Here is a 20,974-nt window from a genome sequence, read left to right as displayed (position 1 = left end):
CATCGCTACAAGGGACCAGCAGTGTGCTATGCCGTTCGGGCCAATGGCCGATGCCGCATCGGGTAGCGCAAAACGCGACCGTGCGTAGCAGCCGGCGCAGCGGCGTTCAGCAGATATCGGGCACCTCCGTCAGCGGCGAGGTGCGCAGGAAGCGCTCGTAGCCGAGTTGGGCCGCCAGCGGATCCGGATAGGGAACTTCGCCGGGCAGCGTCTCGACCACCAGGCAACTGAGCGGCGCGTCCGGGCCAAGGGTCAGCAAGGACAGGCCGGCGCTGATTTCTGCGCTCGACCAGTCGGCCATGCCGTCGGCCGCCGCCCTGGCGCCACCCACGCCGGCGGCGCCGGGGTGCTGGCGCCGCGCGGGATCGAGGCGGCGCGTACCGAGCAGGATATTGCGGCGGTCGGCGTCATCGGCCTGGTGTACGCGCGCATACAGCAGCGCCCACAAATCGGTGACCGGCGTGGCCGGGCGCAGCGAGCGGCCGTCGCGCACCGGTTCGGCAAAGGCCGCGCTCACAGTCAGCCGGCCTCTGCTGCGGGTTACCGCGCAGGCCAGCGGCGGCGGCGCATGGGCGATTCCGCCCACGCGCAGCGCCCGGCCCGCGAAGCCTTGCGCCGTGCTCCAGATGCCGAAGTGCCCGACCCGGAATTCGTAGGTGAAGAAGCCGAACAGTTCAAGCGATCCTGGCGTGAGCCCCGGCGGCAGCGGCAGCAGGAAATGACGCGCGCTGGAAGTGGGCATCAGCATTTGCATGCTGCCCTGGCCGGCGCGGTCGTCGCCCTGGCCGGGCACGATGCGGCGAATCGGTTCCGGATCGACCGGCAGCGGCACGTCGGCGATGTCGGCGACGTCCTCGAATTCGTTGGTCAGCACCGGATCGGGCGCGCTGGCCAGTACCCGCGCATAGTAGCGGTCCTCGGGGTCCGCCGGCGGACGGTCGAATTCGAGCCAGACCGCCGTTTGCCGCTCCTCGCTGGCGGCATAGGCCGGATCGCGCCGGTAGGGCGAGAGCGCCAGCCCGGCCGACACCAGCTTGGACACCTGCGCCGGCGGCGTCGTCACCGGCAATACGATAGCGGCGGTCAGCGCAGGATCTTGCTGGTCGGGCGCGATGCGCAGCACCGGCGTGATCCGGTAGCTTGGGGTCAGCGGACGCGGGAACGCGCCGGCCGCCGGCTTGGGGTCGATGGCGTCGAGGAAGATCAGGGTCGAGCTGTCGCGTTCCGCGTCCCCGGCCGCTTCGTGGCCGGCGCTGGTGCTGGCGGCGATGCGGCCGACCTCGACGCCGTCGCGCTCGACGAGGAGATAATCCAGCCCATCCCAGCTCCAGTCGCGCCGCAGTTCGAGCACCACCGCCACCAGCCACAGGCGCGTCATGTCATTGGCGGTGGCGAAGGTGAGACTGGCGCCGTCCGGCCCGACCACCTGGCGCAGCAGCGCGCCGGCGCCGATCATCAGGCGCCGGCCGGGACGCGCCCGCAGGCTCCGGTCCTTGCGGTCGAGGTCGAGCGCCGCGGCCAGGCGCCCGAGCGGATCGTCGTCCAGTTCGTCGCCGTGGCCGGCCGCCCGCCGGGCCGCCATCATCGCCAGCGAGGCCGGTTCGGCCGGCTGCAGGAAAAAGCCCTCGATCAGCGAGCCGCCGCCCTGCGCCAGCAGATCGCGCTCGTCGCTGGCCGGGGCGCGCACGGGCACCAGGCGCGTTTCGCCGCGCCGCACGTCCTCGCTAATATAGTAATCGGCCTTGGCGGTGGCCAGCGGGGTCAGCCGCAAGCGCACATTGCGCGAGGTGGGCAAGGCCAGCCCGCCGGCCGGCGTGGCGGGCAGGTCGCGCGCATCGGCCACGTCGGTCCATGCAAACTCCAGCGTCAGCGGTCCGTTGCCCGGATAGGCGCGCGTGACGGTGTACAGCGGCAGGTAGCGGCTGGCCGCGCCCGGTTCCGGCGTGGCCACTTCGACCACGATTTCGAGCTGGTCGACATCGGGGTCGGGCAGCCCGGGCGCGCGCTGGGCCAGCATGGCCGGGGCGATGTCGGCCAGCAGGGCCGGCGCCGATCCGCCCGCCATCAGGCAGGCTGGGTAACCGAGCAAGGGATGCGACACCGTCAGGGTCGAGGGCGGCGCGTTCGGGTTGGCGTCGAGCGGCAGCTGAGGATCGATAGTGACGCCGGTCGGGTGGACCGGTCGCCGGAAGTCGATGCCGGCCACCGGCTGCGGCCCGCCGTTGCGCGGCTCGGCGGTCGGCGCCGGGCCGCCGCCGGTGAGGTCGTCGAAGCGGACCCGGAATTCGTAGCTGCGCCCGTAGCGTAGCGCGGTCGCCGGAGGCAAGCCCTGGACCACCGGGGTGGCGGCGGGCAGGCCGCGCAGCTGCGCGGCGAGCGCGTCGATGCCGATCAGCGAGGGTCCGGTCCAGGCGCTCATGTAGCTTGGCAGCCAGCTGCGGTTGCTTGCGTCGCCGATCAGCCGGTTGGGCGCGACTTCCACCCGCCAGTCGAGATCGGCGTCGCCCAGGTCAGTCGCGCCCAGCGTGACGGCGGTGCGCGCGCGCACCAGCGACTCCCACGCGGCCGTGCCGGCCTCGCGCACGTCGATGCGGTAGCCCATCACGCCCATGGGCGCGTCGGCATCGATGTCGAACTGGCGGTTGAACCAGGTGACAATCTGCTCGTCATCCCAGCCGAGCTGGATGCCGCGGTCCTCGGGCGGGCGTTCGCCCTCGTCGTCGGCCAGCGGATCGGCCTGGGGCGGCTGGCGCGCATACACGGCCTTGGCGAAGCCATCGTCGTACTCGATCGATTCGCGGAACAGGTCATCCCACGCCACGCCCGGCGCGGGGGCGGCGGCGACCGGGAACAGCACCGGTGTGAACAGCGCGCGCGGTTCGGTGAGCGGCGCAATGCGCGCCGCGTAGGAGCGCAGCGCGCCCGGCATGCCGGCCAGCTCGCTCCACGGGCTGCCGGGCCTGAGCGTGACGAACAGCCAGCCGCCGCCGGCGACGATGTCGGCGGGCGCAATCACGCTGAACGGACGCACCAGGCCGACCGCCTCGGCCAGCAGCGGCTGGCGCAATACCTGCGCCAGCACTTTGCCCCACGACATGACCGGCGGCGCGACCTTGACCGAGGTGCCGGGCGCCACCGGTGCCTTGAGCGCGCAGTGATAGCTGTCGTCGGTCAGCAGAAAAGGATTTTCGCCGCCATAGCCGGTCGCGCGCCGGTACGCCGGCGGGGCGTACTTGACGATGCGCGGCGCGCCGGCGCGCCCGTCGATGGGGCCGATGCTGGCGTCGATCCCGAACTGCGCGTTGAGGGCGGCGCAAATGGCGCCGGCGCCCGGAGGCGTGGGCGACACCTGCTCGACGATGGTCGCCGCCGCGCCGCTGGTGGGCAGCTGGGCCAGGTCGCCGACGAACCGCAGCTCGAATTCAAAATCGGTCGCGACGAACGGCGTCAGTCCGGGCGCTGGCGCGGCGGTGGGATCGGTCTGCGGGGCGGCCAGCAGGCGCAGCGAGAGCGCGTTGCCGTCATAGCTTTGCAGGAAGGGAAACAGGATCAGGCGGATCGGCAGTGGCATGGCAGGCTCCTGTTTTCAGATGACATCGGGGGCGTCGCTCTCGAGCAGCGGGCCGCGTATGACCTCGACCTTGCGCGTTTCCACTTCGAGGGAGATGCTAAAGACCAGGAAAATGGACACTTCGATGGCGAAGACCAGCTTGGCGATCTGGAACACCGTTTCGTCCGGCAAGCCCTTGTGGGCTACCAGGCGCGCCAGTTTTCCTTCGAGCGACAGGTCGATCGCGACGATGGGCGGCAGCTCGGCGGACAGTTTGACCAGGAAGCCGACGCCGTAACCGAGCACGGTATCGCCGAACACGGCGAAGAAGGTGATGGCGAACAGGCCTTCCAGCTCGAACGGTCCGGCCTCCAGGCTGTAGGCGATGCCGACCCCGATCAGGAAGCCGTAGGTGGTGCCATGCTCGGTCGACAAGGTCAGTTCGAACTCGATGATCGCCACCACATACAGCCCGGGCACCGATTTGATCGCGAACATCGGTGAGCCGTGCAGGGTCAGGCTGGCCTCGTCGTCCGTGGGTGCGACCGCCACTTCCACGGTCACCCCGGTGTCGGCGAATTTGATGGTGGGCAGCGGATCTCCCGGAGGCACCTGGAAGTCCTCGCCGGAGGCATCGACGAAGGGGACGTTCAGGGCAACGCTGAGCGACCAGTCGTTGGTCATGCGTACGTCCGGCTGGACCGGGATGCCCAGGTCCTTGAGGATCGTCAGCAAGTCCTGGACGATGTCGAACGGACCGCCGATGCGCAGGGCCGGATCGGCGAATCGGGTCGCGCGCCCGGCTTCGGCATCGATGTCGACCGCCATCGACATCAGATCGCCCATCGCCGTGTGGGCCATGATCTTGACCGCGTCTTCCAGCATGAAGCGCCAGGGAACCGGGTCGGCAGTGTCGAGCGTGTAGGTGACGGTGGCGCTGGAATAGTCGAGGTCGCTGCGCACGGTGCCGGCGCTGCGGATGGTGCGGCGCGCCACCCCGGCCGGGAAACTCGGCGGCGCGTCGAGCACCCAGCTGCCGTCGGCGCGCGCCTCCAGCGCATAGGTAGCGTCGGGGAAGGCAATCGCATCGGCCTGGCGCGGAAAGGCGCCGGTGGAGGTGGCCAGGATCAGCGGATCGGCGATGACGGGGCGCTGGCTCGACACGATCCGGTGCGGCGCGCCGGTATCGATGCGCGGGCGGCGGAAAAAGGCGCGCTGGGTCCCCATCGAGTGCAGCAGGCCGTAGTCGCGGCGCGGCGCGGCCTCGTTGAGCAGGTCTTCCGGATCGGCAAAGCGGTAGGGGAAGGGTACGGCGCTCGCCGCGCCCGCCGCGCCCTGCCGGATCAGCGGCAGGCCGCGCTCGGCGGCGACGGCCCCCGGCGCATCGACCGCATTGGCCGCTTCGAGCACCGACCAGTCGCCGCCGGCCGGAAAGGCCAGGCCGCCCCACGCCGCCATGGCGAATTCGGGAGCCGCGATGCCGACCCCGACCCGGTGCAGGCGCATGCGCTGGCGCCCGCCGGCCACCTGGATGCTGGCGTCGAGCGCACCGCCCATCGGGCCTGCCGTTGCGATCAGCGCCTCGTAGACGGCGGCAGTCAGCGGCGGGTTCGACAGCTTCACATAGCCGAGCTGGCGGCGCGCCGGCACCGGCCCGTCCGCCCCGTCGACAATCAGATCGGTATTGAAATAGACGGCCACGAACTCCATGCCGCCGGCGTGCACGGTGCTGCCGGTCTCGCGGATGTTGGTTACGCGCGTGGCGCGCCGCACCACGCCCGGGTGGACCACGATGCCGCTGCCCGGCGCGGCGCGGTAGCGTCCCTCGCCCACCGCCACCCAGCCGCTGTCCTCGCGCGTGACGACCGCATTGCCCTTGCGTTCGAGCGTGATGATGCGCACCACCGGCACGAAATACGGCAGCAGGATGCTCTTGACGTGGATCACCTCGTGCGCGGCGCGGCCGTTGAGCACCTGGAATTCGGCCGCGGCGACCCCGGTTTCGGGCTCATCCGGATGGGCCCAGGCGCTGAACAGGCTCTCGCCATGGCCGGACAGGTCGATGTGCGTCACCGGTACCAGCGCCGTTGGCTGCCCAAGGCCGAGATAGTCATGGACGATCCCCGTGGTGCTGGTGCCGAGAATGCTTTGCAGCGGGCCGCCGCCGACCGGCCGGGCGACCGAGAGCTGGGCGATAAACCCCGGCAGCGCCGGCGTGGCGCCAGGCCCCAGTGCCGGGTCGACAGCGGCAATGCGCAGTTGATGCGCGCCTTGCAGATCGGTAAATGCCGGACGCACTTCGCCAACCCGGGCGCCGCGTTGCGCGGGCGAGGCCTGGTTCAGGCGGGCCTGGGCGACGATCCCGAACGGCAGCGTGAAGCGCGCCCGCGATGGCCGCGGATTATCCTGGGCGAAATTGTCGAGGATCGTGTCATAGGCCGCGAGCGGATTGATGCGCACCAGCTCGACGCTGGGCACGTCGATCGTGGTCGGCACGCCGCTGTTGGCGAAGCGCACTTCGTCGGGGAAGGGTTCGGGGCCGGGCACATTGCGCACCGGTTCCCATTGCACCGCCGGCAGCGTGAGCAGCACCAGCATGCGCCCGTCGAGCGACAGGTCGAGGCCCTGCACGGTGACCGGCTTGAGCGGCGCGCCGCCGAAAGTGTCCTGGTTTTCCCGGCGCGGCGGACGCACCGCGACCCCGAAGCGGCTGGCGTTGGACGACACGTCGAGCAGCACAACCTTGCCCTGCGCCTCGAAATCGAACAGGTCGCCGTAGTTGACGTTGACCGCGGCGCTGAGCGTGGGCGGCACGGCGACATTGGCAAAGCCCGGGCCGGCCAGCGGTGGCGCAACCGCCACCGACTGCGGCAGCACGAAACTGAGCGTTTCGCCGCCGGGGCCGAAGCGGAACTGGCTGAGCAGAAACCCCTGGCCGCCGGCGGCGGCAAACGGGGTGCCCAGCGGCGTATTGGCGGCATACGGATCGGGCAGCGAGGGCAGCAGGCCGCCCATGCCGTAGGCGGTCAGCGCCAATGCCTCGACGATGCGTTCGCCTTCGAGCCGGCCCATCATGAAAAAAGCGCGCGGGCGCGTGGCGCGCATCACGGCATTGGTGAGCGCGAAGGCGATCGCCCGTTGCTGCTGCGGCGCCAGCGCCAGGCCGCTCACGCTCAGGCTGCGCTGGCCCGCCAGCGTGGTAGCGATCACGACCTGTGCCGCCGGCAGGGTCATGCCAACCCGGTTGCCGGCCACATCCACAGGTTTGGGAAGGCGCACATCGACCCTGGCCGTGAGCGTCACCGACGCCAAGCCATCGGCACCGGTCACGAAGTGCACCGCGCTGCGGTCGATCCGCGCATATGCCAGCGTGGCCGGCGCGGACAAGGGCGCCAGCGGCGGGCGCAGCGCGCGTCCGGTGGCGCGGGCGGCCTGGCCGCTCACGGCCAGGCGCGTTTCGTCCAGCAAGATGAGCACCGGACCGAGTTCGACCGGCCGCGGCTCGCCATGCCAGGTGGCCGACAGACCGCGCTCCAGTTCCAGCATCAGGGCGCCAGCGCCGCTGGCCTGGCCGAGGTTGGCCGGGTCGATCACAGCCGCCGGCAACGCCAGTCCGGCCGCCGCAATGGGCGCGGCGCCCGACGGCGCGAACAGGGTCGAAGCGATGGCGTTGATGGTGATGCTGGGGCGGTCCGGCGTCATCGGCACCACCAGGCGGTTCAGGTCGGCCCGGTAGCGGGCCGCGCCGGCGGCCGGTGCCAGCGTGAGCGTGGTGGCGCCCAGTCCCAGTCCGGCGTCGCCCACCACCGAGACGGTGGCGCCGGCCGGGCCCAGTCCGATGACCAGGCCGTCGGGCGAACGGCGCCCCGTGGCGGCCAGCACGCTGCCGGGCGCGGGCGCGGCGGCCCCGGACACATCGAAGTCGAGCGCCAGGTCGAACGCCACTCCCGGCGGCAACAGCACTTCATCGTCGCCAAGCGCCAGGTCGACCGAAAAGCGCAGGCTGCCGCGCGCGATGCGCACGCCGGAATACACGTTCGGCGGCGCCACGGCCACCAGGCTGGTCGCGAACCACACGCTGCCCGCGCCCAGTTCGAGCGCCTGGCCGGCGCGCAAGGCGGCGCCGCTGATCGCCCATGGCGCCTGGATGATGGGCAGGCTCAGCACGGGTGGTCCCCCGCGGCTGCGCACGAAGCGCAGTTGGCGGACCGGGCGGAACAGGTCGAGCCAGAACGGCCGGCCCAGCTGGTCGGTGACAGGCCCGATCCGTTCTGCTGCCGCCATGCCTGCGCTCCAGGCCGGCGCGCCGCCTTCCATGCGCGTGCTCAGGAAAGGCAGGCGGCGCAGCGCCACCAGGGCGTCGCCCACGCGCAGCGGCTCGCCTTCGCCGGGGCCGGCACTGCGCAGCACGGCGGCCAGCTCCTGCAGCGTTGCGCGCGTTTCGTCGGACGCCATGGCGGCATCGCCGAGCCACTCTCCGGAAGCAAGCTGGAGCAGCAACTCGGCCGATGCATTCTCGGTGGTCCGGGTGAACTGTGCGTTGTCGGGAGCAGGCGAGCCGGGCTCGCTCAAGCCGAAAGGAAGTGTCGTGGGCGCAATCCTGGATGGCATGGCTGATGCTCCTCCGAAGACGATCTAAATGCTCCGTCGCAACACGGCGACGGAACCCGGTTGACATCGCCGCGCCCGTTGATCAGAGGTTCGGCCCGAACCAAGTTAGCATTCGCCATCGGCGGGCGCAAGCGCCATTGACGAGGCCGCCGGCCGCGGTCGCCGGCAGCAGGCGCAAGCCGTTGATTATCCGGGCACTCCAGAAGGTCAAGCTGGTAAACCGATGGGTTGCGGCGTGTGGCGGCGCCGCAACCCATGCATACTTACAATGCGTCGAGGAAGGTGCGAATGGCGGCGTTCACGCGTTCGGGCTGGTCGAACATGGCGAAGTGCCGCGCCGGCGATATCGTGACCACCTGCGCCTTGGGCGCGGCCGCGATCAGCGAGGCGTAGTAAGTTTTCTTGGTGTCCTCGGTCAGCTCGTGCTGGCTGGCGTCGGGTTCGAAATACGGCGCAATCAGCAGCACCGGCGCGCTAATCCCGGGCAACTGCGGGCGCAAGTCCATGGCGAACGTTTCGGCCATGTATTGCAGCACCGCGCCGGGATCGCTGCGCGCGCTGAGCTTGGCCAGTTCGTCGGCGCGCGCCATGTCCAGCACGCCGGTGCCGCGCATGTAATCCTGCTGCTGCGCGGCGAATGCGCGCTGGTCGGCCGGCGCCATGCGCCGCGCCAGCGATTGCGCCATCTGGTCGCGCTGGTGCGGCGGCAAGTCTTCGGAACCCGGAAACACCGGCAAGCCGTCGATGCTGACCACGCCGGCTATTCGCTCGGGCAACTGCGCCGCCAGCGACAGCGCCAGCACGCCGCCCAGGCTGTGTCCAACCAGCACCGGCTTGACCAGCTTGCGCGTCTCGATCAGCTGCGCCAGCGCGCGCCGGGCCGCTTCCATCTGCTTGCCCGGCGCCGGCGCGCGGCCGTCGAAACCGGGCAGGGTGACGATATACACGGTGTAGTCGCCGAGAAACTGGCGCGCGGTACTCTGCCACACCCAGGAACCGCTGGCCAGGCCGGGAATGAGGATCAGCGGACGCCCGCGCTTGCCGTGCCGTTCGACCTGCATGGCGCCGACCTCGAAGCGTTCGGCCGGAACGAGGGTGGCGGCGAAGCGGTTGGGCGGCTGCGGCGCCGCCTCGGCGGCGAAGGCGGGCGCGCCAGCCGCCATCATCAGGGCTAAAACAATGCGAGCGATCATGCAATCTCCTGGTCGGGATGGAAAATGGTTTCAAGGGGTTGGGCGAACAGCCGGGCAATGGCGAACGCCAGCGGCAGGCTCGGGTCGTAGCGGCCCGTTTCGATGGCGTTGACGGTCTGGCGCGACACCTTGAGCAGGTCGGCCAGATGCGCCTGGCTCCAGCCCTGCTGCGCGCGCAGGTCGCGAATGGTGTTATTCATGGTTCTTGTTCATTTAAAGGCGCATCCGCGTACCAGGCCCGTCACCAGCCAGCAGGCGCCCATCAGGGGCCAGACGGTGAACATCGACAGGCGCGGAAAGCCGGCCGTTTCCAGAAAGCCGTAGGTAAGCGTCAGGGCGGCCGTGAGGGCGGCGGCGATGCCCAGGTTTTCCAGCGTGCTCTGGCGGATGAATTCGTCGACCCGGCGCATGTGGCGCACGATGGCCCAGACGGCCAGGGCGACGCCGATGACCGGACTGGCCAGCACCAGCGTGCGCGCCGGGCCTTCGGCCAGCGTGCGCCCGTAAACAATCGCCGCCGTCAGGATCAGCGCATAGATGCCGATGGCGCCGAACAGTTCGCGCAGATAGCGCCGGCCGATGATCTTTTCATGCATGTTGCGTCTCCCCGTTAGTCAAGTATGCTTTACATGGTAGGGATGAATAATCGGTATGTCAAGCAAGCTTTACATCTATTTTCAGCCTGCCGAAGTCGACTACAATGCGGGTCGTTCAACCGCCGCACCGAGTCTGTCATGCCTGCTGAAAACCTTCCCCAAGCCCGCGTCGCCGTCATCGGTGGCGGCCCGGCCGGCCTGATGGCCGCCGAAGTCCTGAGCCAGGGCGGGGTGGCGGCCGACCTGTACGATGCGATGCCGTCGGTGGGGCGCAAGTTCCTGCTGGCGGGCAAGGGCGGCATGAATATCACGCATTCGGAGCCATACGCCGATTTTCTCCAACGCTACGGCGCACGCAGCGGGCACGTGGCGCCGTGGCTGGAGCGCTTCGACGCGCAAGCGGTGCGCGAATGGATACACGGCCTCGGCGTCGACACGTTCGTGGGCACCTCCGGACGCGTGTTTCCGACCGATATGAAGGCCGCGCCCCTGCTGCGCGCCTGGCTGCACCGCCTGCGCGAGGCGGGCGTGCAGCTGCACATGCGCCATCGCTGGCTGGGCTGGCATGGCGCCGCGCTGCGTTTTGCCACGCCCGACGGCGAGCGCGAGGTCAGCGCCGACGCAGTCGTCCTGGCGCTCGGCGGCGGCAGCTGGGCGCGCCTGGGTTCGGACGGCGCCTGGGTGCCGCTACTGGAGCAGCGCGCGGTCGCGGTGGCACCGCTGGTGCCGTCGAACTGCGGTTTCGATACCGGCTGGAGCGAGCATTTCAGCAGCCGCCACGCGGGCGCACCCCTGACCACGGTGGCCATTACCGCCAACGATGCCCAGGGCCGCCCGCACAAGCGCCAGGGGCAGTTCGTGATTACCGCCACTGGCGTCGAGGGCAGCCTGATCTACGCCTTGTCGGCCGATCTGCGCGAGCAGATTGCGGCAAGCGGCAGCGCCACCATCTGGCTCGACCTGGTGCCCGATTTCAGCGCCGAACGGGTGCTGGAGGACGTGGCGCGTCCGCGCGGCTCGCGCTCGATGTCGAGCCATCTGCAAAGCCGGCTGGGCATCAAGGGGGTGAAATCGGGATTGCTGCGCGAATGCCTGTCGGCGGATGAATTCGCCGACCCGGCGCGTCTGGCGGCGGCCCTGAAAATGCTGCCGGTCACCTTGAAACGGGCACGCCCGATCGACGAGGCGATCAGCAGCGCCGGCGGGGTGCGCTTCGACGCGCTCGACGGGCACGCCATGCTGCGCGCGCTGCCGGGGGTGTTCGCCGCCGGCGAAATGGTGGACTGGGAAGCGCCGACCGGCGGCTACCTGCTTACCGCCTGTTTTGCCAGCGGCCGGGCCGCCGGACATGGAGCGCTGGCCTGGCTGGCGCAGCGGCCGATTACTCGAACGTAACGTCGCCCGAGCCGTTGCGGGTGACGTTGCGCTCGTCCGGATTGCCATGCACGTTCACGTCGCCGCTGCCGCGCAGGTTGACGGTGGCGCTTTTGCGGGCCTGAACAACCGCGCTGCCCGAACCCATCAGCTCGACGGCCACCGTATCGGCGCTCAGGTGCTCGGCGTCGAGGTCGCCCGAACCGGTCTGCGCCACCTTGAACTGTTTGGCCGCGCCCACCACCGTCATGCTGCCCGAGCCGACCACGCTGACGTCGACCTTGTCGCTGTTGCCGCCGTTGAGCTCGATGTCGCCGCTGCCTTGCAGGCCGGCCTCGACTGCGCGATAGCGGCCATTGAATTTGACGTCGCCGGAACCATGCAGTTGCAGCGCGATCTTGTCGCCGCTAAAACCATTGATGGTGCTGTCGCCGCTGCCATGGATCCTGACGCTGTCGATGGACGGCAGCACCAGCACCACTTGCAGCGGCTGTTTATGGTGCAGCAGCATGCCCTTCGTTTCGATGTGCAGGGTATTGCCTTCGCTCACGGTTCCTATATTGCCCAGCAAGCGCTGTTCGCCGCGCACGGTCAGCGACGCTACCGCGCCCTGGCGCAGGGTCATGTCGATCGGGCCGCCGAGCACGACCGAGGTGACGTCGTTGCCCACATGGCGCGCTTCGCTGGCGACCACGCGGCCCTCCGGATTGGCCGGACGAGTCGTGCCCTGGGCCCGCAGCATGCCGTAGAACAGGGCGATCAGGACGAAAGCGAGGAGCAGCAGGCCGAAGCCGACTTTGATAAGTGATCGCATGAAATTCTCCGGTTCCGCGTTTAGTTGCCCTTGAGCAGGGAAACATTCATTTCGGCGTAGCGGCGGATGCCGGTCAGCGTGTATTTCGTAATGACCAGGCACAGCAGGAAGATCACGATTCCGGCCAGTACGATGCCCAGCCCAAAGACGGTCTGGGTAGCGCGCGACCCCGGTTCGAGGTTGGTGGTGATGCGCACGCCGACGCTGGCCGCTTCCTCGGCGCGGCGGATCACGCTGGTTTTTTTCGGGCCGTCCTCTGCGGCTTCGTCGCCCGCTTCACTGGTCGCGTCCGCCGTGTCAGCGGCCTCGCCGGCTTCGCGCACGGCGTCCACGGCCTCCTTGGGGACATTGCCGGCCCTGTGTTCGCGGAAGAAGCGCACGCCGTCCTGGCTGATCGACACTTTCGCTTCCATCGTGTTGCGCTCGTCGCTGGAGGCGTCGCTCAGGATCAGCTCGCGGAAAGGGCCATCGAGCACCAGTTCGTTGGCGCCCGCCAGTCCGCTGGCGGTAATGGCGATGCCGGCCACGTAGAAGGCCAGGCCGGCCGCGTACAGGAGGGCCAGCAGGGCTGCGTAGACCAGCGCTGGCACCACCATGAACAGATTAAAAATGCCCAGGCCAACGATCGACACCATGAGGCGCATCAGGTTGGCGGGATTTTTCTTTTGCTCGAAAGAATGCATGTGCACGGTGGCGCGCAGCTTCACGGCGACCGCGGTCGGCGCGTCGAGCCCGGCGGCCACCTCGGCCTCGGTGCGGCCGGCGGCCACGCCGTCGATGAAGCGCTGCTCGTAGTAAGCCAGCGTGTTGGCCTGGGTGTCGGCGGAAATGCCCGCCATGGCGCGCCGCAGCGCGTCGAGATAGTCGAGTTTGCCCATGATGGTCGCCTTTGGATCAGGAATGGCTCAGCGCCACGCCCGAATGGAGAATCTGCGAGTCGCCGCCGAGCAGGTCCGGCATGACGATGACGGCGGTAGTCGCGGCAACAAAAACCAGTAATGCGAGTGCGCGAAGGCCGAGTGCGATGTTCATGTGCTGTCCGTGTAAAAATCCTGTATCGATGGTGCTACTGTACGAAAACGGACAGTTCAGCTCCACCGGAATGCGACAGGCTGCACTTTCAGCGCCGCAAACGACCAAATCGGGGGACAGTCGTTCACTTTTTTGTGGCCTTGGCCGACAGGACGACGCGCGCGGCCGCCACGCCGCTGCGCACGGCCGACTCGATTGTTGCCGGATAGTCACTGGCAGTGTAGTCGCCCGCCAGCGCCAGCGATGCCAGTCCGGTCGCGTTGGCGGGCCGCGCCAGGCCCGGGGTGCAGGCGAAGGTGGCGCGTTTCTCGCTGATGACCTGGACCCATTCCGGATGGCTCAGTTCCGGGCGGCGCAGCACGGCGGCCAGCTGGCTGGCGACTGCCTGGGCCAGCGCTTCGCGTCCCGGTTCCGAGGCCGCGCCCGAGGCGCTGATGACCACCGAGAACAGGCCGGCCTGCGCGGCGTCGAGCTGGCCGCGGTCGAACACGAACTGGCCCCAGTGGCCGCTGGCGGCATTGTCGCGCAGGGCGTAGAAGGGCAGGTCGAGCCGGGTGGCGGCCGGATATTGCAGGTAGCAGGTGGTGATCGGTTCGTACTCGAAATGCTGCAGGCTCGCCGCCAGTTCGGGCGCGCCGGCCTGTTCGAGCAGGGTGGCGGCCGCCGGCGGCGCGGTGGCGATGACGACGGCGCCGAAGCGTTCGCCTTCGCCAAGGAGCCAGCCGCCGGTAGCGTCAGCCGGTGCCAAGGAGCCGACCTTGGCGCCAAGGCGCACGGCGCCGCCGGCGCGTTCCACGAAGGCTGCCGCGGCCACCGGGAACAGCGCGCTCAGGTCGACGCGCGGCAGCAGCATGTCGGAACTGGCGCGGCTCGCGCCCAGGCTGTCGCGCAGCACGGCCAGGAAGACCTGGGCCGAGGCGCGTTCGGGCGCGGTGTTGAGCGCGGCCAGGCACAGCGGACGCCACATCAGTTCGATGAGGCGGTCGGTCTGGTCGTAGCGTTCAAGTAATTCGCTGACGCTGCAGTCGGTGTGCAGGCGCCAGCCCATCCAGCGCGCGGTGGAGGAAAAGCGCGCCAGGGCCATCTTGTCGGCAAAGGCCAGGCCATCGGCGCTCAGCAGGGCCAGCGCCAGGTGCAGCGGCGCCGGCAGGCGCGGGGCGACAAAGTCCATGCCGCCGCTTTCCTTCGGATAGCGCATCTGCAGCGGCAGGTACAGCATGGCGGCGCCCAGGTCGATGCCGACCGCGCGCATCAGGCGCAGCGATTCCTTGTAGGCGCCCAGCAAGATGTGCTGGCCGTTGTCGAGCTGGCGGCCCTGTACGTCGACCGCGCGCGCCCGTCCGCCGAGCGTGCGCGCGGCCTCGAACAGGGTGACCTTGCAGCCGGCGCGGGCCAGTTCGACGGCCGCGCTGCAGCCGGCCCAGCCGGCGCCGATGACGGCGGCGCTCATGTCCACTTTAGCCACGGATGTAGGTCTTCCACGCCAGCCACAGTTTGCGCAGCGGCGTGAGCGAGATACGCTGAGTGAGCACGTGGAAGTTGTCGCGTTCGATTTCGTCGAGCACGGTGCGGTAGATGGCCGCCATCATCAGGCCGGGACGCTGGGCGCGCCGGTCTTCCTTGGGCAGCAGGGCAAAGGCTTCGTCGTAGACCTTTTGCGCGCGTTCGGTCTGAAAGCGCATCAGGTTCTCGAACTTGTCGCTGTGGCGCGCGTTGAGCAGGTCGGCCGCGGTCACGCCGAACTGTTGCAGTTCGTTGACAGGCAGGTAAATGCGGCCCTTGCGCGCATCTTCGCCCACGTCGCGGATGATATTGGTCAGCTGAAACGCCAGGCCGAGCTGTTCCGCATACTCCAGGGTCTTGGGATTGGTCACGCCGAAAATGCTCGCCGACAGAATGCCGACCACGCTGGCCACGTGCCAGCAGTAGCGCTTCATGGCCGGGAAATCGAGGTAGCGGGTCTGGTCCAGATCCATTTCCATGCCGTCGACGATGGCCTGCATGTGCGTTTCCTGCAGGTTGTACACCGTCAGGTGCGGCTGCAAGGCTTGCGTCACGGGGTGGGTGGGCGCGCCCGCGTACATGCTGGAGAGCTCGTTGCGCCACCAGGCCAGCTTGATGCGCGCGATCGACTGGTCGGTGCATTCGTCCACCGTGTCGTCCACCTCGCGGCAGAAGGCGTACAGCGCAGTGATCGCGCGGCGCCGCTCCGGAGGCAGGAACAGGAAGCTGTAATAAAAGCTCGAGCCGCTCTGGACGGTCTTTTGTTGGCAGTATTCGTCAGGGGACATGGTCAAAAATGCAAGGGTGCGCGAAGCGAAGCCGCTATTCTATAGCCGATGAGTGCAAGTCGAGGCAGGGGGCGCGGGTTTTTTCGTCGTCAGGCAGCGCGACAGCGGGTCATTGCCGCGTTGGAGCCGCGTTTGATGCCGGCTTACATGCGTATTGCTCGCCACACAATCACCATCCAGTCCAGCGTTTTGATCTGCGGGCGCTGGCCGAAGACGTCGTAGCCGACCTTCTCGATTTCTTCCAGGATGCGCAAGCCGCCCTGGACCACCAGCCGCAATTCCCAGCCGATGCGGCCCGGCAAACGCAGCGCCAGCGGCGCGCCCGACAGCATGAGCGCGCGCGCGCGGGCCACCTCGAAGGCCATCAGGGCGCGCCAGTTGCCGTCGGTGCGCGATTGGTCGAGCTGGGCCGGGGGCACGCCGAAGCGCTGTAAATCATCCATGGGCAGGTAAATACGGTCTTTTTGACGGTCGATGCCGACGTCTTGCAGGAAGTTGATCAGCTGCAGCGCCGAGCAGATGGCGTCCGAATCGCGCACGTTGGCCTCGTCCACGGCGCCATACAGCGACAGCATCAGGAAACCAACCGGATTGGCCGAGCGGCGGCAGTAATCGAGCAGCAGCTCGAAGCTGGGGTAGCGCGTTGTGTCCACATCCTGCTTGAAGGCCGACAGCAGGTCTAGGAACGGTTGCAGCGGCAATCTATACTGATCGATCACGCCGGCGAGGCGCTGGAACAACGGTTCGCTCTGCGTTTCGCCGCGGCCGATGGCGTCCAGCGCGGCCTCGTAAGCGCTGAGCGCGGCCAGCCGCTCGGGGCCGGTGGCATCGCCTTCGTCGGCGATGTCGTCAGCGGTGCGGGCGAAAGCGTAGATCGCTTCCACGGCCGGCACCAGCCGCCGGGGCAGCAAAACAGAGGCAACGGGGAAGTTCTCGTAGTGATCGACGGGCATGGAGTATTAATGACGTGAAAGTCATTTGCAAATAAAACTTGCAGTATTATAATTACTAACCAGAAAGTCAGTTAGCTCTCAGGGTCGAACGAGTAGTAGCATCTCGACATCATCGTCGATCCCTCGGGGTCGCGACCACCGCATAGTAAAGGAAAACACCGTGTTCCCCGTGAAAAACCTGCGCCAAAGACCTTTGGCCCCGATGACCGTTCTCAGTGCCGCCGTGATGGCAGCACTGCTGTCCGCCTGCTCCAAGCCCGCCGAAAAAACCGAGGACATCCGTCCCGTACGCGCCGTGGTGCTGACGTCGAGCAGCGTGGGCGTGAACGCCGAATTCGCCGGCGAGGTGCGGGCGCGGGTCGAGTCGCGCCTCGGTTTCCGGGTTGGCGGCAAGATTACCGCGCGCAAGGTCGACGCCGGCACGGTGGTCAAGAAGGGCCAGGTGCTGATGCAGCTCGATCCGCAAGACTTGAAGTTGTCGCAGGCCCAGGCCAAGGCCAACCTGCGCGCGGCGGAAACCGGGCGCGACCTGGCCAAGGCGGAACTGAAGCGCTATCAGGAATTGCGCGTGAAAAATTTCGTCAGCCAGGCCGTGCTCGACGCCAAGGTGTCGGCGTTCAGCTCGGCGCAGTCCAGCGTCGATGCGGCCCAGGCGGCCTATTTCGGGCAGTCGAACCAGGCGGGCTACGCCACTCTGGTGTCGGATGTCGATGGCGTGGTCACGGCCGTGGACGCGGAAGTGGGGCAGGTGGTCTCGCCGGGCACGCCGGTGGTGCGCGTGGCCAAGATGGGCGAGAAGGAAATCGTGATTGGCTTGCCGGAAGATAAGGTCGAACAATTGCGCAAGCTCACCGACGTGACCGTGCGCCTGTGGGCCAACAAGGATGTGGTTATTCCCGGCAAGGTGCGTGAAGTGTCGCCGGTGGCCGACCCCGCCACCCGCACCTACGCGGTCAAGGTATCGATTCCCGACAGCGCGGCCGACGTCAAGCTGGGCATGACTGCCATGGTGCAGTTCGCCAGCACCATGGCCACGCCGCAGATCAAGGTGCCGCTGACGGCGCTGTATCACGAAAAGAACACTACCTCGGTGTGGGTGGTCGAGAAGGGCGTGGCGCGCATGGTGCCGGTAAGCATTGCTGGCACGTCCGGCAACGAGGTGGTGCTGGCCAGCGGCGTGACGTCCGGCCAGACCGTGGTGACGGCGGGCGTGAACCTGCTCAAGCAGGGCCAGAAAGTGACGATCCTGCCGCCGGATACCTCGTCGAGCGACCCGCTGCCGGCTGCGAAACCCGCACCGCAGGCAGCGGCGCCGGCGGCAGCACCGGCAGCAGCAAAGGTTGAGGTTGCCAAATGAAGGGGTTCAATCTTTCTCGCTGGGCGCTCGAGCATATTCCGCTGACGCGCTACCTGATGGTCGCGCTGCTGCTGGGCGGGGTGATCAGCTACATGAATCTGGGGCAGGATGAAGATCCGCCGTTTACGTTCCGCGTGATGGTGGTGCGCGCGATCTGGCCGGGGTCGACCGCGGTGCAGATGGCCGAGCAGGTCACCGACAAGCTGGAAAGGAAGCTGCAGGAAACGCCCTACATCGACAAGATCAAGAGTTATTCCAAGCCGGGCGAAGTGATCATCATTTTGCAGCTGCGCGAATCGACGCCCCCGCGCGAGACCGCCAACGCCTGGTATCAGGTGCGCAAGAAGATCGGCGACATCCGCGGCACCTTGCCGGCCGGGGTGATCGGACCGTTCTTCAACGATGAATTCGGCGACACCTACGGCTCGATCTTCGCGCTTTCGGCCGACGGCTTCAACTACGCCGAGGTCAAGGAATATGCCGACTTCGTGCGCCAGCAATTGCTGCAAGTGCCGCTGGTATCGAAAGTCGAGCAGTTCGGCGTGCAGACGGAAAAACTCAATATCGAGTTCTCGCACAAGAAATTTGCCCAGCTCGGCGTGCCGTTCGAAGTCATCGCCAACCAGATCGCCACGCAAAACTCGGTCGAATCGACCGGCGTGCTGGTCACCGAAACGGACAACCTGCAAGTGCGCGTCACCGGCGCCCTGACCAGCGCCAAGGACCTCGAAAACCTGGAGCTGCGCGCCAACGGCACCACCTTCCGCCTGGGCGACTTCGCCACCATCAAGCGCGAATACCAGGATCCGCCGCTGGAAAAGATGCGGTTTAACGGCAAGGAAGTCATCGGCCTGGGCGTGTCGATGGAAAAGGGCGGCAATATCATTCAGATGGGCAAGGGGCTCGATGAAACCGTGGCCCGCATCAAGGCCAAGCTGCCGGTCGGCATCGAACTCGAACGGGTATCGGACCAGCCGCGCGCGGTGACGGCCTCGGTGAGCGAGTTCATCAAGGTGCTGATCGAAGCGGTCGTGATCGTGCTGGCGGTCAGTTTCCTGGCGCTGGGCCTGCATACCAAGCCGCTGCGCATCGATGCGCGGCCCGGCCTGGTGGTGGCGCTGACCATTCCGCTGGTGCTGGCCATTACCTTCCTGTTCATGCGCATGTTCGACATCGACCTGCACAAGATTTCGCTCGGCGCGCTGATCATCGCGCTCGGCTTGCTGGTCGATGACGCCATCATCGCCGTCGAAATGATGGTGCGCAAGATGGAGGAGGGCATGTCGCGCTTCGAGGCGGCTACCTTCGCCTACACCTCCACCGCGATGCCGATGCTGACCGGCACCCTGATCACGGCCGCCGGCTTCCTGCCGATCGGCCTGGCCAAGTCGGCTGCCGGCGAGTACACCTTTTCGATGTTCTCGGTCAATGCGCTGGCGCTGTTGATTTCGTGGCTGGTGGCGGTGGTGTTTACGCCGTACATCGGCTACCTGATCCTCAAGGTCAAGCCGCACGCGGCCGGCGAGGGCGAGCACGACCTGTTCAATACGCCCGGTTTCCAGCGTTTCCGCCGCGTCGTGACCTGGTGCGTGGAATGGCGCAAGACCACCATTGCGCTGAGCCTGGGCGTGTTTTTCCTCGGCGTGTATGGCTTCAACTTTATCGAGAAGCAATTCTTCCCCGATTCCAGCCGGCCCGAGCTGATGGTCGAGATGTGGACGCCCGAAGGCACCACGTTCCGCGCCAACGAAGCGCTGGTGAAGAAGTTCGAGAAGCTGATGGCCAAGGAAACCGATGTCGAGAGCGTGACCAGCTATGTCGGCACCGGCAGCCCGCGTTTCTATCTGCCGCTGGACCAGATCTTCCCGCAATCGAACGTCTCGCAAGTGGTGGTGCTGGCCAAGGGCCTGGAGAAGCGCGAGGCGCTGCGCCTGAAGATTGTCGACATCTTCAAGAAGGACTTCCCCGAAGTGCGCGGCAGGGTCAAGCTGCTGCCGAACGGGCCGCCGGTGCCGTATCCGGTGCAGTTCCGCGTGGCCGGTCCCGAAATCGCCGTCGTGCGCGATTTTGCCGACAAGGTCAAGGACATCATGCGCGCCAATCCGAATGCGATCGGCGTCAACGACAACTGGAACGAATCGATCAAGGTGCTGCGTCTCGACCTGGACCAGGAAAAACTGCGCGCGCTGGGCGTGACCTCGCAAACGGTGATGCGTGCGGCCAATACCATTCTGTCGGGCACGACCATCGGCCAGTTCCGCGAGGACAACAAGCTGATCGACATCGTGGTACGCCAGCCGGTGGAAGAGCGCGCGACCATGGCGGTGCTCAACGACACCAACATCCCGACGGCATCGGGCAAGTCGGTGACCATTTCGCAGATCGCGCGCGCCCATTTTGTGTGGGAGCCGGGCGTGGTGTGGCGTGAAGGCCGCGAATGGGCGATCACGGCGCAGTCCGACGTGATCGATGGCATCCAGGGGCCGACCGTGTCGGACCAGATCGGCCTGAAGCTGGCCGACCTGCGCGCGGCGCTGCCGCCGGGCTACACGATCTCGCTGGCCGGCGCCGCTGCCGACAGCGCGGCCGCGGAAGCGTCGATCGCGGCGAACGTGCCGCTGGTGCTGTTCATTGTGTTCACCTTGCTGATGCTGCAGCTGCACAGCTTCTCGCGTTCGCTGCTGGTGTTCCTGACCGGTCCGCTGGGCGTGGCCGGTGCCGCCATGGCGCTGCTGATCCTGGACCGGCCGTTCGGATTCGTCGCGAATCTGGGTGTGATTGCGCTGTTCGGCATGATCATCCGCAATTCGGTGATTCTGGTCGATCAGATTGAGCAGGATATCGCTGCCGGTGCCGAGCCGTGGAATGCGGTGATCGAGGCGGCGGTACGGCGCTGCCGGCCGATCGTCTTGACGGCCGCGGCGGCCGCGCTGGCGATGATTCCGCTGTCGCGCTCTGTGTTCTGGGGCCCGATGGCGGTCGCCATCATGGGTGGTCTGGTGGTGGCGACGGCCTTGACCTTGCTGTTCCTGCCGGCGTTGTATGCGGCGTGGTTCCGGGTCAAGAAGCCGGTGGAAGCAGTGGCGCTGCGTACCTAAATCGATTGGTTTTTGAGCCGTCATCCCCGCGAAGGCGGGGATCCAAGTTTGCGCCGAAGCCTACGACTGAGCAACGGACTTGGGTTCCCGCCGAGTGCCGCCTTG

General features: G+C 67.5%; 14 protein-coding genes. 3 read left to right on the top strand and 11 right to left on the bottom strand.

All coding sequences use genetic code 11. The annotated features are described in order from the left end of the window. Nucleotides 1–106: 106 nt before the first annotated feature. From RBA40_RS17020 to RBA40_RS17000, 5 genes are all read right to left on the bottom strand, one after another. Nucleotides 107–3,571 (bottom strand): hypothetical protein, encoded by a 3,465-nt coding sequence (locus RBA40_RS17020; protein WP_306648975.1) that lies wholly within the window; start codon nt 3,569–3,571, stop codon nt 107–109. Between the two features lie 15 nt (nt 3,572–3,586). Further along, entirely contained in the window at nt 3,587–8,161 is a 4,575-nt protein-coding gene (locus RBA40_RS17015) for a hypothetical protein (RefSeq protein WP_306648974.1), read from the bottom strand. Between the two features lie 263 nt (nt 8,162–8,424). Next, nucleotides 8,425–9,354: an alpha/beta fold hydrolase gene (locus tag RBA40_RS17010; RefSeq protein ID WP_306648973.1), complete on the bottom strand. Its 930-nt coding sequence runs from the start codon at nt 9,352–9,354 to the stop codon at nt 8,425–8,427. Continuing rightward, a complete protein-coding gene (locus RBA40_RS17005) occupies nt 9,351–9,554 on the bottom strand; it encodes a helix-turn-helix transcriptional regulator (protein ID WP_306648972.1) in 204 nt (67 codons plus the stop codon). Before RBA40_RS17005 ends, RBA40_RS17010 begins: the two co-directional genes overlap by 4 nt. Nucleotides 9,555–9,563: 9 nt before the next feature. Continuing rightward, nucleotides 9,564–9,950, bottom strand: a complete 387-nt coding sequence (locus RBA40_RS17000; RefSeq protein WP_099879318.1) for a hypothetical protein — start codon at nt 9,948–9,950, stop codon at nt 9,564–9,566. A 138-nt stretch (nt 9,951–10,088) separates the two neighbouring features. Here RBA40_RS17000 and RBA40_RS16995 point away from each other — a divergent pair, with 138 nt between their 5' ends. Next, nucleotides 10,089–11,345, top strand: a complete 1,257-nt coding sequence (locus RBA40_RS16995) for a TIGR03862 family flavoprotein (RefSeq protein WP_306648971.1) — start codon at nt 10,089–10,091, stop codon at nt 11,343–11,345. Here RBA40_RS16995 and RBA40_RS16990 read toward each other — a convergent pair. The 6 genes from RBA40_RS16990 to hpnC all read right to left on the bottom strand — a co-directional run bounded on the left by RBA40_RS16990 (nt 11,332) and on the right by hpnC (nt 16,414). Further along, a complete protein-coding gene (locus RBA40_RS16990; protein WP_306648970.1) occupies nt 11,332–12,138 on the bottom strand; it encodes a head GIN domain-containing protein in 807 nt (268 codons plus the stop codon). The genes RBA40_RS16995 and RBA40_RS16990 overlap by 14 nt on opposite strands. A 20-nt stretch (nt 12,139–12,158) precedes the next feature. Next, a complete protein-coding gene (locus RBA40_RS16985; RefSeq protein ID WP_306648969.1) occupies nt 12,159–13,016 on the bottom strand; it encodes a DUF1700 domain-containing protein in 858 nt (285 codons plus the stop codon). Nucleotides 13,017–13,032: 16 nt separating this feature from the next. Next, a complete protein-coding gene (locus RBA40_RS16980) occupies nt 13,033–13,170 on the bottom strand; it encodes a hypothetical protein (RefSeq protein WP_157778710.1) in 138 nt (45 codons plus the stop codon). 124 nt (nt 13,171–13,294) lie between these two features. After that, entirely contained in the window at nt 13,295–14,620 is a 1,326-nt protein-coding gene (gene hpnE, locus RBA40_RS16975; RefSeq protein WP_306649040.1) for a hydroxysqualene dehydroxylase HpnE, read from the bottom strand. Between the two features lie 7 nt (nt 14,621–14,627). Further along, complete coding sequence (gene hpnD / locus RBA40_RS16970; RefSeq protein ID WP_099879308.1) at nt 14,628–15,461, bottom strand: presqualene diphosphate synthase HpnD; 834 nt, start codon at nt 15,459–15,461, stop codon at nt 14,628–14,630. A 143-nt stretch (nt 15,462–15,604) separates the two neighbouring features. Continuing rightward, a complete protein-coding gene (gene hpnC / locus RBA40_RS16965) occupies nt 15,605–16,414 on the bottom strand; it encodes a squalene synthase HpnC (RefSeq protein WP_306648968.1) in 810 nt (269 codons plus the stop codon). Nucleotides 16,415–16,616: 202 nt separating this feature from the next. Between hpnC and RBA40_RS16960 the strand changes: the two genes are divergently transcribed. Together RBA40_RS16960 and RBA40_RS16955 are read left to right on the top strand one after the other, a co-directional pair. Continuing rightward, entirely contained in the window at nt 16,617–17,771 is a 1,155-nt protein-coding gene (locus RBA40_RS16960; protein ID WP_306648967.1) for an efflux RND transporter periplasmic adaptor subunit, read from the top strand. Then, on the top strand, nt 17,768–20,869 hold the full coding sequence (locus RBA40_RS16955) for an efflux RND transporter permease subunit (protein ID WP_306648965.1): 3,102 nt from the start codon (nt 17,768–17,770) through the stop codon (nt 20,867–20,869). The genes RBA40_RS16960 and RBA40_RS16955 overlap by 4 nt, the downstream gene beginning before the upstream one ends. The last annotated feature ends 105 nt before the right edge of the window (nt 20,870–20,974 follow it).

Origin of the sequence: Massilia pseudoviolaceinigra, from assembly GCF_030846505.1 — a bacterium.
Lineage (GTDB): Bacteria > Pseudomonadota > Gammaproteobacteria > Burkholderiales > Burkholderiaceae_D > Telluria_A > Telluria_A violaceinigra.
This window is presented reverse-complemented; position numbering and strand designations above follow the sequence as displayed.

What these genes read in the sequence shown, in the direction of transcription:
- RBA40_RS17020 (WP_306648975.1), bottom strand. Translation starts at nt 3,571, where the DNA reads ATGCCACTGCCGATCCGCCTGATCCTGTTTCCCTTCCTGCAAAGCTAT.
- RBA40_RS17015 (WP_306648974.1), bottom strand. Translation starts at nt 8,161, where the DNA reads ATGCCATCCAGGATTGCGCCCACGACACTTCCTTTCGGCTTGAGCGAG.
- RBA40_RS17010 (WP_306648973.1), bottom strand. Translation starts at nt 9,354, where the DNA reads ATGATCGCTCGCATTGTTTTAGCCCTGATGATGGCGGCTGGCGCGCCC.
- RBA40_RS17005 (WP_306648972.1), bottom strand. Translation starts at nt 9,554, where the DNA reads ATGAATAACACCATTCGCGACCTGCGCGCGCAGCAGGGCTGGAGCCAG.
- RBA40_RS17000 (WP_099879318.1), bottom strand. Translation starts at nt 9,950, where the DNA reads ATGCATGAAAAGATCATCGGCCGGCGCTATCTGCGCGAACTGTTCGGC.
- RBA40_RS16995 (WP_306648971.1), top strand. Translation starts at nt 10,089, where the DNA reads ATGCCTGCTGAAAACCTTCCCCAAGCCCGCGTCGCCGTCATCGGTGGC.
- RBA40_RS16990 (WP_306648970.1), bottom strand. Translation starts at nt 12,138, where the DNA reads ATGCGATCACTTATCAAAGTCGGCTTCGGCCTGCTGCTCCTCGCTTTC.
- RBA40_RS16985 (WP_306648969.1), bottom strand. Translation starts at nt 13,016, where the DNA reads ATGGGCAAACTCGACTATCTCGACGCGCTGCGGCGCGCCATGGCGGGC.
- RBA40_RS16980 (WP_157778710.1), bottom strand. Translation starts at nt 13,170, where the DNA reads ATGAACATCGCACTCGGCCTTCGCGCACTCGCATTACTGGTTTTTGTT.
- hpnE (WP_306649040.1), bottom strand. Translation starts at nt 14,620, where the DNA reads ATGAGCGCCGCCGTCATCGGCGCCGGCTGGGCCGGCTGCAGCGCGGCC.
- hpnD (WP_099879308.1), bottom strand. Translation starts at nt 15,461, where the DNA reads ATGTCCCCTGACGAATACTGCCAACAAAAGACCGTCCAGAGCGGCTCG.
- hpnC (WP_306648968.1), bottom strand. Translation starts at nt 16,414, where the DNA reads ATGCCCGTCGATCACTACGAGAACTTCCCCGTTGCCTCTGTTTTGCTG.
- RBA40_RS16960 (WP_306648967.1), top strand. Translation starts at nt 16,617, where the DNA reads ATGACCGTTCTCAGTGCCGCCGTGATGGCAGCACTGCTGTCCGCCTGC.
- RBA40_RS16955 (WP_306648965.1), top strand. Translation starts at nt 17,768, where the DNA reads ATGAAGGGGTTCAATCTTTCTCGCTGGGCGCTCGAGCATATTCCGCTG.